At 66.1% G+C, this 14,012-nt stretch carries 11 protein-coding genes; 9 read left to right on the top strand and 2 right to left on the bottom strand.

From position 1 onward, the window contains the following. Positions 1-358: 358 nt before the first annotated feature. The gene (locus CH339_RS22735; protein ID WP_111436699.1) at positions 359-1,972 is read right to left on the bottom strand and encodes a phosphoenolpyruvate carboxykinase; all 1,614 of its coding nucleotides are present in this window, start codon (positions 1,970-1,972) and stop codon (positions 359-361) included. Positions 1,973-2,240: 268 nt separating this feature from the next. Then, positions 2,241-2,720 carry a HugZ family pyridoxamine 5'-phosphate oxidase gene (locus tag CH339_RS22730; protein ID WP_111436698.1) on the bottom strand — a complete coding sequence of 160 codons (480 nt, stop codon included), beginning with the start codon at positions 2,718-2,720 and terminating at the stop codon, positions 2,241-2,243. A gap of 244 nt (positions 2,721-2,964) precedes the next feature. Between CH339_RS22730 and CH339_RS22725 the strand changes: the two genes are divergently transcribed. From CH339_RS22725 to CH339_RS22685, 9 genes are all read left to right on the top strand, one after another. Further along, on the top strand, positions 2,965-3,663 hold the full coding sequence (locus tag CH339_RS22725) for a response regulator transcription factor (RefSeq protein ID WP_111436697.1): 699 nt from the start codon (positions 2,965-2,967) through the stop codon (positions 3,661-3,663). A 9-nt stretch (positions 3,664-3,672) separates the two neighbouring features. After that, positions 3,673-5,469 carry a sensor histidine kinase gene (locus CH339_RS22720; protein ID WP_111436696.1) on the top strand — a complete coding sequence of 599 codons (1,797 nt, stop codon included), beginning with the start codon at positions 3,673-3,675 and terminating at the stop codon, positions 5,467-5,469. Between the two features lie 25 nt (positions 5,470-5,494). Further along, entirely contained in the window at positions 5,495-5,962 is a 468-nt protein-coding gene (locus CH339_RS22715; protein WP_111436695.1) for an HPr kinase/phosphorylase, read from the top strand. Between the two features lie 167 nt (positions 5,963-6,129). Beyond that, on the top strand, positions 6,130-6,534 hold the full coding sequence (locus CH339_RS22710; protein WP_111436694.1) for a PTS sugar transporter subunit IIA: 405 nt from the start codon (positions 6,130-6,132) through the stop codon (positions 6,532-6,534). Between the two features lie 30 nt (positions 6,535-6,564). Further along, positions 6,565-6,834 carry an HPr family phosphocarrier protein gene (locus CH339_RS22705; protein ID WP_111436693.1) on the top strand — a complete coding sequence of 90 codons (270 nt, stop codon included), beginning with the start codon at positions 6,565-6,567 and terminating at the stop codon, positions 6,832-6,834. Between the two features lie 300 nt (positions 6,835-7,134). After that, positions 7,135-8,529 carry an adenosylhomocysteinase gene (ahcY, locus tag CH339_RS22700; RefSeq protein ID WP_111436692.1) on the top strand — a complete coding sequence of 465 codons (1,395 nt, stop codon included), beginning with the start codon at positions 7,135-7,137 and terminating at the stop codon, positions 8,527-8,529. A gap of 280 nt (positions 8,530-8,809) precedes the next feature. After that, on the top strand, positions 8,810-11,383 hold the full coding sequence (locus CH339_RS22695) for a sensor histidine kinase (RefSeq protein WP_111436691.1): 2,574 nt from the start codon (positions 8,810-8,812) through the stop codon (positions 11,381-11,383). Positions 11,384-11,399: 16 nt separating this feature from the next. Further along, on the top strand, positions 11,400-12,932 hold the full coding sequence (tsaE, locus tag CH339_RS22690) for a tRNA (adenosine(37)-N6)-threonylcarbamoyltransferase complex ATPase subunit type 1 TsaE (RefSeq protein ID WP_111436690.1): 1,533 nt from the start codon (positions 11,400-11,402) through the stop codon (positions 12,930-12,932). Positions 12,933-12,942: 10 nt separating this feature from the next. After that, positions 12,943-13,680 carry a nucleotidyltransferase family protein gene (locus CH339_RS22685; protein ID WP_201240963.1) on the top strand — a complete coding sequence of 246 codons (738 nt, stop codon included), beginning with the start codon at positions 12,943-12,945 and terminating at the stop codon, positions 13,678-13,680. The last annotated feature ends 332 nt before the right edge of the window (positions 13,681-14,012 follow it).

Below are 14,012 nucleotides of genomic sequence, written 5' to 3'. Positions count from 1 at the left end.
GGCGATGGCCATCGCCGCGATCAGGGGTTTTTTCGCTTTCCAGATCATGATCGTTGTTTCCCTCCGGGAACAGCTTGGAGATTCCGGTTTGGCGATGTCGTCATCAGCCCCTGACTGACACGCGCCATTTAAGTCATGACTTTCAACATTTCCGCGCGCCGATTTGTTCCTTGAGCGCGGAGGCCGAAGTCTAGCCGGATGACTGAATACTGCCAATGGGCCACGAATATGACGGTTAAGTATTTTTCCCCAATGCCAGACAGAGTGCCGATACAAGGAGCGCGTGCAACGAAAAAGCGCGGCCCGTCGGACCGCGCTTTTGCTTGTTTTCCAGTGTCAGCGGGGCTTTGAGCCAACGCTACTCCGCGGCGGCGACGTCGTTCGGGGCGGCGGCGCGCACGGCGCTGTCCACGTGGGCTTCGAACTTGGCGAAGTTCTCCACGAACATGTGCACGAGCTTGGCCGCCTGGGCGTCGTAGGCCTCCTGGTCGTCCCAGGTGCCGCGCGGATCGAGGATCGCCGTATCGACATGATGGACCGCGACCGGAACCTGGAAACCGAAGAACGGATCGGTGCGGAACTCCGCTTCCTTCAGCGAACCGTCGAGGGCGGCGGTGAGCAGCGCCCGGGTCTCGCGGATCGGCATGCGGTGGCCGACGCCGTAGGCGCCGCCGGTCCAGCCGGTGTTGACGAGCCAGCAGTCGACCTCGTGGTGGTCGATCAGATCACGCAGCAGATTGCCGTAGGCGGACGGGTGGCGCGGCATGAACGGGGCGCCGAAGCAGGTCGAGAAGGTCGCCTGCGGCTCGGTCACGCCCTTTTCCGTGCCGGCGACCTTGGCGGTGTAGCCGGACAGGAAGTGGTACATGGCCTGGGCCGGGGTCAGCTTGGCGATCGGCGGCAGCACGCCGAAGGCATCCGCCGTCAGCATGATGATGTTCCTGGGGTGCGGGGCGCGGCCGGTATCGCTGGCGTTCGGGATGAAGTCGATCGGGTAGCCGCCGCGGGTGTTTTCCGTCTTGGAGCCGTCGTCGAAGTCCGGAACGAGGGTCTCCTCGTCGAGCACGACATTCTCAAGCACGGCGCCGAAGCGCTGGACGGCGGCGAAGATCTCCGGCTCGGCTTCCTCGGAGAGCTTGATCATCTTGGCGTAGCAGCCGCCCTCGAAGTTGAAGACGCCGTCGGCGCCCCAGCCATGCTCGTCGTCGCCGACGAGGGTGCGGCTGGCATCGGCCGAAAGGGTCGTCTTGCCGGTGCCGGACAGGCCGAAGAACAGGGCCGCATCGCCGTCCGAGCCGACATTGGCCGAGCAGTGCATCGGCATGACCTTTTGCGGCGGCAGCAGGTAGTTGAGGACGGTGAACACCGACTTCTTGATCTCGCCGGCATAGGACGAGCCGCCGATCAGGACGATCTTGCGGTCGAAGTTGCAGGCGATGACGGTCTCGGTCCGGCAGCCATGGCGCTCCGGGTCGGCCTTGAAGCTCGGCAGGCAGAGGATGGTGAGTTCCGGCACGAAGGCGGCGATCGCTTCGGCGTCCGGGCGGATCAGGAGATTGCGGATGAATAGGGACTGCCAGGCGAGCTCGGTGTAGATGCGGGCCGGCAGGCGATAGCGCGGATCGGCACCGCCGAACAGATCCTGGGCGAACAGCTCGCGGCCCTCGGCATGGGCCAGGAAGTCGGCGAGCAGCGTGTCGAAGTGCCCGGTGCTCATCGGCGCGTTGTTGTCCCACCACACGACGTCTTCGGTGGTGGCGTCGCGGACGACGAACTTGTCCTTCGCGGACCGTCCGGTATGAACGCCGGTCTCAACCACAAGGGCACCACCATTGGCAATGCGGCCTTCGCCGCGCCGGATGGCTTCCTCGTACAGCTTGGGCTCCTGGAGGTTCCAGTTGACGGCCTTCAGGTTCTTCAGGCCGAAGAGCTCAGGTCCCGCCGCGTCATTCCGCTTGCCGGTCTCGATCACCGCAATATCTCCCGATTTTCTCGTTTTTTGCCACAGGCGTTCTCGCGACGGATGCTCACATGCCGTGGCGTCACAAAATCCCTGTCTCCCTCGCGATCGATCCGACCATATGGGAGCGCTATCCGCCATTCAAGACGTTGCATTATCGCAAGCTTAGTACTTTATGTGTAGATAGCATGAAACCGCAGGTGAGGTCCGTAAAAGGGCGGATTTCAACCGTAGAGCTACGCAGCATTGCGTAATTTGCCTGTATTTCAGGCAATCCCGCTCAGTCGAACAGCTCACCGGGATCGACATCGACGATGCGGCCGAAGCCGGCGACCAGATGGGCGCTTTTCGGCACCAGGCGGTAGATCGCGAAATCGGAGAAACCCGCGTAAGATGCCGCTTCCGGGTGGTGCGCAAGGAACACCTCGCGCAACGCCGGCGCCGGATCGGCGACGATCTCGCCGACGACCGTGATGCGGGCGGCCATCAGCGGATCCTCCGCACCGTCGCCAGTCCCGGCAAAGAGCAGCGAAGCGCGGGCATCTGCGGCAATATTTCGCGTATGGCGGGCAAGCGTCGACAGCAGGAGCACCGGACCGCTGCCGGTGCCGGGCGCCACCGTCACCAGCGAGGCAAACGGCGCCCCGTCGCCGGCCGAAAGGGTGGCAAGGGTGGCCGTTGCGGCATTGGCAATAAGGTCGTGGGAGACCTTGAGCGCATCGAAGTCCTCGTCCTTGCCGGCCGGATTGTCCGCGGTCATCCCCTTCTCCTTTTCGTCGCACCACCTAAGTAATGAGCGCCAGGGCCATTTTTCCTGCCGTTCGGGCAGGCCGGGGCGACCGAGAACAGATGTTTCACGGCCGGCAGCCCCCGCCGATCCGCCATTTGTGCGGCGGATCGCCACCCGTTATGGTCCTTTGCCACAATTTCGCGCCGTTTTGCGCTGATTCGACGGCCCGGCGGAGAAAGTCAAGCCGCATCAGCATTTGGAGCCCGCTCGGACCATGACCACCATCGCGCTCGTAGACGATGACCGGAACATCCTGACCTCGGTGTCGATCGCCCTGGAGTCGGAGGGCTACCGGGTCGAGACCTATACCGACGGCGCCTCCGCGCTCGACGGCCTGAAATCCAGCCCGCCGGACCTTGCCGTGCTCGACATCAAGATGCCGCGCATGGACGGCATGGAGCTTCTGCGCCGGCTGCGCCAGCTCACCGACCTGCCGGTGATCTTCCTCACCTCCAAGGACGAGGAGATCGATGAGTTGTTCGGCCTGAAGATGGGCGCCGACGACTTCATCCGCAAACCGTTTTCCCAGCGGCTTCTGGTGGAACGGGTGCGCGCGGTCCTGCGCCGGGCGCAGCCGCGCGACGCCACCCCGCAGAAGACGCCCGATGCCGGCACCATCGAGCGCGGCCAACTGGTCATGGACCAGGAGCGCCATACCTGCACCTGGCAGGGCCGGCCGGTGACGCTGACGGTGACGGAGTTCCTGATCCTGTTCGCGCTCGCCCAGCGGCCCGGCGTCGTCAAGAGCCGCAACGCGCTGATGGACGCGGCCTATGACGACCAGGTCTATGTGGACGACCGCACCATCGACAGCCACATCAAGCGGCTGCGCAAGAAGTTCAAGGTGGTCGACACCAGCTTCGACATGATCGAGACGCTCTATGGCGTCGGCTACCGCTTCAAGGAGGTATAGCCCTCTCAAATGGCGATCGATGCCGAAACCGGCGCGGCGGCGCCGGAGGCGCCCCAGGAGAAGCGCGGACTGAAGCGTCGGCTCCGGCTCTGGCGCCATATCTCCGCGCGCATCGCCCGCGGGCTCGGCGTCCATGTCTTTTCCAACCTGACCCGGCGCATCGTCATCCTGAACCTGTTCGGGCTTCTGGCGCTGGTTTCCGGCATCCTCTACCTCAACCAGTTCCGCGCCGGGCTGATCGATGCGCGGGTGGAAAGCCTGCTCACCCAGGGCGAGATCATCGCCGGCGCCATCGCCACCTCCTCGACCGCCGACAGCGACACCATGACGGTGGACCCGGAGCGGCTGCTGGAGCTGCAGGTCGGCGAGACCATCACGCCGGCGGAAGACACGCTGCAGGCGCTCGATTTCCCGATCAATCCGGAAAAGATCGCGCCGATCCTGCGCCGCCTGATCACGCCGACCAAGACCCGCGCGCGGATCTACGACCGCGACGGCATTCTCATCCTCGACAGCCGGCATCTCTATTCACGCGGCCAGGTGCTGCGCTTCGACCTGCCGCCGGCCAGCGACGGCGAGGCCGGCTGGTTCGGCCGCTTCTGGCAATCCCTCCTGTTCTGGATCCGCTCGCGCGAGCTGCCGGCCTACCAGGAACTGACCGGTGCCGACGGGCGCAACTATCCGGAGGTCGACACAGCCCTGTCCGGCTCGCCGGCCAGCATCGTCCGGGTCAACGACAAGGGCGAGATGATCGTCTCCGTCGCCGTGCCGATCCAGCGCTTCCGCGCCGTGCTCGGCTCGCTGCTGCTGTCGACCCAGGGCGGCGACATCGACGCCATCGTCAGCGCCGAACGGATGGCGATCTTCCGGGTCTTCCTCGTTGCCTCGATCGTCATGCTGGTGCTCTCGGTCCTGCTCGCCAGCACCATCGCCGCGCCGCTGCGCCGGCTTGCGGCGGCGGCCAAGCGCGTGCGCCGCGGCGTCTCGGCACGCCAGCAGATCCCGGACTTCTCCGACCGCCAGGACGAGATCGGCAATCTCTCCCAGGCGCTCAGGAACATGACCAACGCCCTCTACAACCGGATCGACGCCATCGAGCAGTTCGCCGCCGACGTCGCGCACGAATTGAAGAACCCGCTGACCTCCCTGCGCAGCGCCGTGGAAACGCTGCCGCTCGCCAAGAAGCCGGAGGCGCGCGAGCGGCTGCTGCAGGTCATCGAGCACGACGTACGCCGGCTCGACCGCCTGATCAGCGACATTTCCGATGCCTCGCGGCTCGATGCGGAGCTGTCGCGCATCGACGCGGAGCCCTTCGACATGGCCGAACTCGCCCGTGCGGTCGTCCACATGGCCGGGCAGGTGCGCCACGAGGGCGAGCCGGCCGTCGCCCTCATCGTCAACGAGCCGAAGCCGGCGATGAAGGGCGCCTTCATCGTCACCGGCCATGACGGGCGCCTGGCGCAGGTGCTCAACAACCTGATCGACAACGCCAAGTCCTTCTCGCCTAAGGGCGGCACCGTGCGGGTGATCCTGTCGCGCAAGGAAGAGATGGTGGAGATCGCGGTGGAAGACGACGGCCCCGGCATCCGGGCGGAAACCACCGACCGCATCTTCGAGCGCTTCTATACCGACCGGCCCGACACCGACGCCTTCGGCAACAATTCCGGCCTCGGGCTGTCGATCTCCAAGCAGATCGTGGAGGCCTATGGCGGCACCATCCGCGCCCGCAACCGCACGACCAGCGACCCCGCAACGGGCGAGACCCGGATCGCCGGGGCGCGCATGGTGGTGCGGCTGCCGGCATAGGCCGCTTTTCCGGATGTGATGCGCCATGGCCGACACCCCCTTCCAGACCCACGCAACGGCGCTCCTTTTCGGGGCATCCGGCGTCCTCATCCGCGGCGCGTCGGGCAGCGGCAAGTCGCTGCTCGCCTGGACCCTTTTGCAACGGGCGGGCGACGGCATGTTCGGAGCGCTGGTCGCCGACGACCGGGTGGAGGTCAGCGCCGTCAACGGGCGTCTGATCGCGCGCGCGCCGAAGCCGCTCGCCGGTCTCATCGAACTGCGCGGCCGCGGCATCCTGAAGATCGCCCACGAGCCGGCCTGCGTCGTCCGGCTCGTCGTCGATATCGTCGGCACGGACGGACTTGAACGGATGCCGGATCCTGCGGACCTCGAAACGGTCCTTTGCGGCGTCCGCCTGCCGCGCCAGCCGGTCCGTGACGGTGGGGCGGAGGCGACGCGGCTGGTCCGGGCGGCCCTTTCGGGGCTGGTTCCGCAGGACGTTCCGGCTGCCTGAGTGGCACCGCTGCCATAGCGCCGGGGACAATTGCAGCGGCCCGCATTTTTCTGTTGCGCTGCGAAAGCGAAACCGCAAGATGGTCAGTTCACGGCGCGACAGCGCGGGCGGTCCACCAATCCAATCGGGCCGCCAGCGCGTAATGACCAAAAACAGCGAGTGAACCCATGATCGGACTCGTCCTCGTCACTCACGGACGGCTGGCCGAGGAATTCAAAGCTGCACTGGAACATGTGGTCGGACCGCAGGAGCGGGTGGCGGCGATTTCGATCGGGCCGGACGACGACATGGAAAAGCGGCGCCAGGACATCATCGACGCGGTCAAGGGAGCCGACGACGGCTCCGGCGTCATCGTGCTGACCGACATGTTCGGCGGCACGCCCTCCAACCTCGCCATCTCGGTGATGGAGGAGCAGTCGGTGGAGGTCATCGCCGGCGTCAACCTGCCCATGCTGATCAAGCTGGTCTCGGTGCGCGGCGAAAAGTCGCTGTCGGACGCTATCACCGAAGCCCGGGAATCCGGCCGCAAATATATCAGCGTGGCGAGCCAGGTGCTCGCCGGGCTGCAATAGGGGCGTGACGACCGTGGAGCGCCGCCGGAAATGATTTCGCGGTGCCTGGCGATCGTCAACAAGCGGGGACTGCACGCCCGCGCCTCGGCCAAATTCGTCAAATGCGCCGAAACCTTCGACGCCGACATCACCGTCAGCCGCGACGGACAGAGCGTCCCCGGAACCTCCATCATGGGCCTGATGATGCTGGCGGCCGCCACCGGCTCCACCATCACCGTGACCGCCGAAGGCTCTGACGCGGAAGCGGCCATGGACGCCCTCGTGCAACTCGTCGAGGGGCGCTTCGACGAGGCCGAATAGCGGCAAATTCGCCCGTCCGACCCGCTTTCCCGTCTTGAAAGAGCCTTCCCGCGCGCCTTTGCCCTTGCACAAGCCCTTGCGGTTACGAAGGATTCATCACTGCATAAAGAAATCTTTATGTCTTTATTGAATGCCGCCGGGGTTTTGGCTATAACCCGGATCGACCGTGCACGGGATGCCGGCCGGCTTTTGCCGTCCGCATCCGGCTCGCCTCAATGACGGAGCGCCGACGCCGCGCCCTATCGACGGGACCGGACGCCCCTTCGCTCCAGCGACACCCATTACCGGGAGACCCCCTTGATGACCGCCGACTACACCGTCAAAGACATTTCGCTCGCCCCCTGGGGCCGCACCGAGATCACCATCGCCGAGACCGAAATGCCGGGCCTGATGGCCTGCCGCGAGGAATACGGCGCGGCGCAGCCGCTGAAGGGCGCCCGCATCGCCGGCTCCCTGCACATGACGATCCAGACCGCGGTCCTGATCGAGACCCTGAAGGCGCTCGGCGCCGATGTGCGCTGGGCCTCCTGCAACATCTTCTCCACCCAGGACCACGCCGCCGCCGCGATCGCGGAAGCCGGCGTTCCCGTCTTCGCCGTCAAGGGCGAGACGCTCGAGGAGTACTGGGACTACGCCGACAAGATCTTCGACTTCGGCAATGGCGAGACCGCCAACATGATCCTCGACGACGGCGGCGACGCGACCCTGATGGTCATCCTCGGCGCCAAGGCCGAGAGCGACCCGTCGGTCCTCGCCAACCCGTCGAACGAGGAAGAGGAAGCCCTGTTCGCCACCATCAAGCGGCGGCTTGAGAAGAATCCGGGCTGGTTCTCCAAGATCCGCGATTCCATCAAGGGCGTCTCGGAGGAGACCACCACCGGCGTCATGCGGCTCTACCAGATGCAGGAGCGCGGCGAGCTGCCGTTCCCGGCGATCAACGTCAACGACTCCGTCACCAAGTCGAAGTTCGACAACCGCTATGGCTGCCGGGAGAGCCTGGTCGACGGCATCCGCCGGGCGACCGACGTGATGATGGCCGGCAAGGTCGCGGTCGTCTGCGGCTATGGCGACGTCGGCAAGGGCTCGGCCCAGAGCCTTCGCGGCGCCGGAGCCCGGGTCATCGTCACCGAGATCGACCCGATCTGCGCCCTGCAGGCCTCGATGGACGGCTTCGACGTACAGACGCTTGAGAACGCCGCGCCGCACGCCGACATCTTCGTCACCGCCACCGGCAACAAGGACGTCATCACCCTCGACCACATGCGGGCGATGAAGGACATGTCCATCGTCTGCAACATCGGCCACTTCGACAACGAGATCCAGGTCGCCTCCCTGAAGAACTTCAAGTGGACCAACATCAAGCCGCAGGTCGACCTGATCGAGTTCCCGGACGGCAAGCGCATGATCCTTCTGTCCGAAGGTCGCCTCGTCAATCTCGGCAACGCGACCGGCCATCCGAGCTTCGTCATGAGCGCCTCCTTCGCCAACCAGGTGCTGGCGCAGATGGAGCTGTGGAGCAATGACGGCAAATACGCCAACGAGGTCTATGTGCTGCCCAAGGACCTCGACGAGAAGGTCGCCCGGCTGCACCTGAAGAAGCTCGGCGTCAATCTGACCGAACTGACCGACGAGCAGTCCGCCTATCTCGGCATCGACAAGGCCGGTCCGTTCAAATCCGATCACTACAAGTACTGAGTTTTCGGCCGACCGCGGGCGGCAACGCCCGCGCCGCCTTGAAACCAAAACGCTTTTTCGGTCCCGGCCGCGGCATCACCCGATTGCTGCGGCCGGTTGCGTTTCCGGCTCGGTCATATCCGGGGCAAAGAATGCCTTCCGTTCTCCATATGGACTCTTACGGCCCACCTGCCAATCCGGTTATGGTGGACCGAATCGGCGGCCTTGAGGCTGGGGCGCCGGCTCGTTCCATCAGGTGTCACGTCTTGCAAAGACCGAAGGCGGCGAAAGGTCTTTCCACATGCCGAAACATGGCGGGAGGCGTCGGGGAAACTCCTCGCGACAATCCGGATCACCGCATCCGGCCCTGAAAGCCCTGCCACTCGTACCCTTCCTCCTTCCGGCCACGGCCGCCAGGGCCCAGGACCTGCCGCAGCGCTTTCCGACGCAGCTCGGCTCGCTGGAAGTGCTGTGGATGGTGTCGCTGGTCGGCGCGTTCGTCTTTGCCGTCTTCAGCGCCGTCATCCTGATCCGCAACCGGCGCCGGGCCGAGGAGGACATCGCGCGCCTGGAGCGCGGCATCGCCGACTTCCAGGCGAGCGTCGAACAGGCCGAGGCGCTGCTCGACACCGACGACCAGCGCAACGTCATCTGGCACCGCTCGACCGGCAAGCCGACCGTGATCGGCAGCCTCGGCGGCGGCTCCGGCGCACCGGAGAGCCCGGCCGCCTTCCTTGCCTTCGGCACCTGGCTGACGCCGGATTCCGCCACCAGGCTGGAACATGCGCTCGCCGACCTGCGCAATGAGGGCGAAAGCTTCGCGTTCAATCTGACCAGCACCGGCGGCGGCCTCGTCGAAGCGGTCGGGCGCACCGCCAGCGGCCGGGCGATCGCCCGGTTCCGGGACCTTACCGGCGAACGGCAGACACATGCGCTGATGGTCGCCGAGCACGAGAAGCTGACCAGCATGGTGGAGACCATGCGGGCGCTGCTCGACGCCATGCCGAACCCGTGCTGGATCCGCAATCCCGACGGCAGCTTCCTGTGGGTCAACGAGGCCTATGCCGAGGCAGTGGAGGCGCCCAACCAGATCCAGGCGGCGCGCGGCGGCAACGAACTTCTCGACGGCGCGGCGCGCAAGCTGATGGAAGGCCACCACGCCACCGACCCGGTGTTCCACAAGCGGCTGCCGGTGGTGGTCGCCGGCGACCGCAAGCTGTTCGACGTGCTCGACGTCGCCGGCGACGACGGCCAGGCCGGCATCGCCATCGACGTCAGCGAGCTGGAAAAGATGCAGGCGGACCTGCGCCGCACCCTCGACTTCCACGCTCGCACCCTCGACGAACTGGCGACCGCGGTCGCCATCTTCGGCGCCGACCGGCGGCTCACCTTCTACAACGCAGCCTATCGCGACCTGTGGGGCCTCGATCCGGCGTTCCTGGAATCGGCACCGGAGGACAGCGCCATCCTCGACCGGCTGCGCCAGGACCGAAAGCTGCCGGAACAGGCGGACTTCCGCGCCTGGAAGAAGTCGATCCTCGATGCCTATCGCGAGGTCGGGGCGATCGAGCACTGGTGGCACCTGCCGGACGGACGCACGGTGCGCGTCGTCGCCAACCCGCACCCGCAAGGCGGCGTCACCTATGTCTACGAGAACGTCACCGAAAAGCTCGACCTGGAAAGCCGCTACAACGCGCTGATCCGGGTTCAGAGGGAGACCCTCGACAATCTCCAGGAAGGCGTCGCCGTGTTCGGCTCCAACGGGCGGCTCCGGCTCTGGAACCCGTCGATCGTGGCGATCTGGAGCCTCGACGAGACGACGCTGGAGGACCGCCCGCACATCGCCCAGGTGATCAAGCAGTGCCGCCGCATCCACGACGATGCCCCGACCTGGCAGCGGCTGAACGCCACCGTTGCCGGCTTTGCGGAAACGCGCACCCCGATCGCCGGGCGCATGGAGCGCGGCGACGGCACGGTGGTCGACTACGCGACCCTGCCGCTGCCGGACGGGGCGACGCTGGTCACCTTCGTCGACGTCACCGACACCGTCCATGTGGAGCGGGCGCTGGTCGACAAGAACGAGGCGCTGCAGCAGGCGGACGAGCTGAAGAACACCTTCATCCAGCACGTCTCCTACGAGCTGCGCTCGCCGCTGACCAACATCATCGGCTTCGCCCAGCTCCTCAACGACCCGAAATTCGGCGAGCTCAACGACAAGCAGCAGGAATACACGGACTATATCCGCTCCTCGTCGGCGGCACTGCTCGCCATCATCAACGACATCCTCGACCTTGCCACGCTCGATGCAGGGATCATGGAGCTGCACCTCGGCGAGGTCGACATCGGCGAGACGGCAACGGCGGCGATCGAGGGCCTGCAGGACCGCATCCGGGAATCGGAGATCCGCATTACGACCGACATCCCGGACGACATCGGCCACTTCACGGCCGACGAAAAACGCATCCGGCAGGTGCTCTACAATCTCCTGTCGAACGCCATCGTCTATTCCGACCATGGCGGGCTGGTGGAAATCATTGCCCGGCGCAGCGGCGAGGGCGTCAGCCTGACCGTGCGCGACCACGGTTGCGGCATCCCCCAGGATTTCATGCCGAACGTGTTCGACCGCTTCGTCAGCCGCACCACCGGCAACCGGCGGCGCGGGCCGGGCCTGGGGCTCGCCATCGTCAAGAGCTTCGTGGAGGCGCACAGGGGCGTCGTCGACATCGCGTCGCGCGAGGGCGAGGGAACGACGGTGACGTGCCTGTTCCCTTTTGAGCCGGCGCCCGGCCATGGCGATGCGACCCCGGCGTCCATCGCAGCGCCGGACGGGCGCGGCGAAAACGGCGTCCCGGCGGCCGGCGCCGGGCGCTCCTGATCCAGGGGCCGGGCGCATGGCGGACGGCGGAGACGTCACCATCCTCATTGCCGACGAGGCGGCGCTTTCCCTGCTTGCCGAGGACGTCGCCATGGCGCTCAGGAAGGGCGACGTGATCGCACTCTACGGCGACCTCGGCGCCGGCAAGACGACCTTCGCCCGCTACGTGCTGCGTGCCCTTGCCGACGATCCCGAGCTTGAGGTGCCGAGCCCGACCTTCACGCTCGCACAGGGCTACGATTTCGGCCGGCTTGCCGTCACCCATTTCGACCTCTATCGGCTCGCCGATCCGGACGAGCTGGAGGAAGTCGGCCTCGACGAGGCGATGCTGACGGGCGCGGCCCTCATCGAATGGCCGGACCGGGCCGAGGGGCGCCTGCCGGCCGACCGGCTGGAGCTGACGCTTGCCGAGCGCGACGACCCGAACGCGCGCACCGTTACCCTGTCGGCGCCCTCGGGAAGCTGGAAGACGCGGCTGGAGCGCAGCCTTTCGCTGCGCCGGTTTCTCGACGATGTCGGCTGGACGGTAGCGACCCGCCGCTTCCTGCAGGGCGATGCCTCGACGCGGACCTACGAGCGCATTCGCCGGGATGACCAAAACGCCGTTGCCATGAACGCGCCGGCGCAGCCGGACGGCCCGCCGGTGCAGGACGGGCTGCCCTACAGCCGCATCGCCCATCTCGCCGAGGATGTGCGGCCCTTCGTTGCCGTCGGCGAGACCCTGCGCAATGCCGGGTTTTCGACGCCGGAAGTGCTCGCAGCCGACCTCGACGCCGGATTTTTGCTCCTTGAAGACCTCGGCGCTAACGGCGTCGTCGACGACAAAGGCCCAATCGCGGAGCGTTACCTTGCCGCCGTGGAGGTGCTCGCCGCCCTCCACGGCGGCGCCTGGCCCAACGAGATCGCACTTGCCGACGGCACGCACCATCGCGTGCCGCCCTATGACCGACGGGCGCTGACAATCGAGATCAGCCTTCTCCTCGACTGGTATATCCCGCATGTCACCGGCGCACCGGCCGACGCGTCGACGCGGGAGGCGTTCTTTGCCGCCTGGGAGGGCCCGTTCGAGGCGCTTTCCTCTGCCGAGACGAGCTGGGTGCTGCGCGACTTCCACTCGCCGAACCTGATCTGGCTGCCGGAGCGGGACGACATCGCCCGGATCGGCCTCCTCGACTACCAGGACGCCCTCGTCGGCCCGGCCGCCTATGACGTCGCCTCGCTCTCCCAGGACGCCCGCATCACCGTGCCGAAGGCCCTGGAGGTCGCACTCCTCAACCGCTATGTCGCCCTGCGCCGGAAACAGGACGCCGGCTTCGACGAGGCCGGGTTCCGCACCGCCCATGCAATCATGGCGGCGCAGCGGGCGACCAAGGTGCTCGGCATCTTCGCCCGGCTCAACGACCGCGATGGCAAGCCGGCCTATCTGAAGCATTTTCCACGTTTGAAAAACTATTTGAAACGATCGCTCAAACACCCCGTTCTCTCAGCCGTACGGCTCTGGTATGACAGCGTCCTCCAATCGGACCTGAAAGGCCCCTCCGGTTCCTGAGAGCAAAAATATGGCGTCCCCCAGCACCCCGTTTCGCCCGACCCGGGCGATGATGCTTGCCGCCGGTTTCGGCAAGCGCATGCGGCCGCTTACCGCGACCACCCCGAAACCACTGATCGAGGTCGCCGGCAAGGCGCTGATCGACCACGGGCTCGACCGCATGGCGGCGGCCGGGATCACCGACGTCGTCGTCAACGTCCATTATCTTGCCGATTTCGTCGAGGTGCATGTCTCCCACCGCAGCGTGCCGAAGCCGGAGATTTCCGACGAGCGCCGGCAACTGCTCGACACCGGCGGCGGCATTGCCAAGGCCCTGCCGATGCTTGGGCCGGAACCGTTCCTCCTAATGAACTCCGACAGTTTCTGGGTCGAGGGGGCAACGCCGAATCTGGAGCTCCTGATCGGTGCCTGGGACGAGACGCGCATGGATGCGTTGCTGCTGCTCGCGCCGATGGTCAACGCCTTCGGCTATGACGGCCACGGCGACTTCTTCATGACGCCGGAGGCCGAAGTGCGCCGGCGCAAGGAGCGCTCCGTCGCGCCCTTCGTCTATGCCGGCGTCGCCATCCTCCACCCGAAGCTCTTTGAGGGTGCGCCGGACGGCCCGTTCTCGCTCAACACCCTGTTCGACAGGGCCATCGAGGCGGAGCGGCTCTTCGGCGTGCGCATGGAGGGCATCTGGCTCCATGTCGGGACGCCCAAGGCGATCCGCGAAGCGGAAGCCGCGATCCTGGAAAGCGCGCTCTAAGGTCGGGCTTTCGCAACAACCACTGTCGTCATCGCGAGGCGCCGTAGGCGCCGCGGCGATCCAGGGCCGCTTGCTCGGAGCGTGCTGCCCTGGATTGCCGCGTTCGCTTCGCTCACTCGCAATTGTGCAAGTTCAGATATTCGCTGATGGGATTGCGGAAAGGAGCGACCCATGCGCGACAACAGCTATGACCGGACGATTGAACGGAACTATGTTCAGAAGTGGCGTTTCCTGATCAGGGAATATGAGGAGGTCAAGGCCGGCCGGTCGTCGGCCTTTGCCACGGTCGGGGCCTTTTACCGCCACCACGGCACCTGCTCGCAGACCTTCCG

The sequence above is a fragment of the Rhodobium orientis genome, from assembly GCF_003258835.1.
GTDB lineage: Bacteria > Pseudomonadota > Alphaproteobacteria > Rhizobiales > Rhodobiaceae > Rhodobium > Rhodobium orientis.
This window is presented reverse-complemented; position numbering and strand designations above follow the sequence as displayed.

Bases quoted from the DNA above. Each gene is read 5' to 3' on its own strand.
- CH339_RS22725 (WP_111436697.1), top strand. From the start codon at position 2,965: ATGACCACCATCGCGCTCGTAGACGATGACCGGAACATCCTGACCTCG.
- CH339_RS22705 (WP_111436693.1), top strand. From the start codon at position 6,565: ATGATTTCGCGGTGCCTGGCGATCGTCAACAAGCGGGGACTGCACGCC.
- CH339_RS22710 (WP_111436694.1), top strand. From the start codon at position 6,130: ATGATCGGACTCGTCCTCGTCACTCACGGACGGCTGGCCGAGGAATTC.
- ahcY (WP_111436692.1), top strand. From the start codon at position 7,135: ATGACCGCCGACTACACCGTCAAAGACATTTCGCTCGCCCCCTGGGGC.
- CH339_RS22695 (WP_111436691.1), top strand. From the start codon at position 8,810: ATGCCGAAACATGGCGGGAGGCGTCGGGGAAACTCCTCGCGACAATCC.
- CH339_RS22720 (WP_111436696.1), top strand. From the start codon at position 3,673: ATGGCGATCGATGCCGAAACCGGCGCGGCGGCGCCGGAGGCGCCCCAG.
- CH339_RS22730 (WP_111436698.1), bottom strand. From the start codon at position 2,720: ATGACCGCGGACAATCCGGCCGGCAAGGACGAGGACTTCGATGCGCTC.
- CH339_RS22685 (WP_201240963.1), top strand. From the start codon at position 12,943: ATGGCGTCCCCCAGCACCCCGTTTCGCCCGACCCGGGCGATGATGCTT.
- CH339_RS22715 (WP_111436695.1), top strand. From the start codon at position 5,495: ATGGCCGACACCCCCTTCCAGACCCACGCAACGGCGCTCCTTTTCGGG.
- tsaE (WP_111436690.1), top strand. From the start codon at position 11,400: ATGGCGGACGGCGGAGACGTCACCATCCTCATTGCCGACGAGGCGGCG.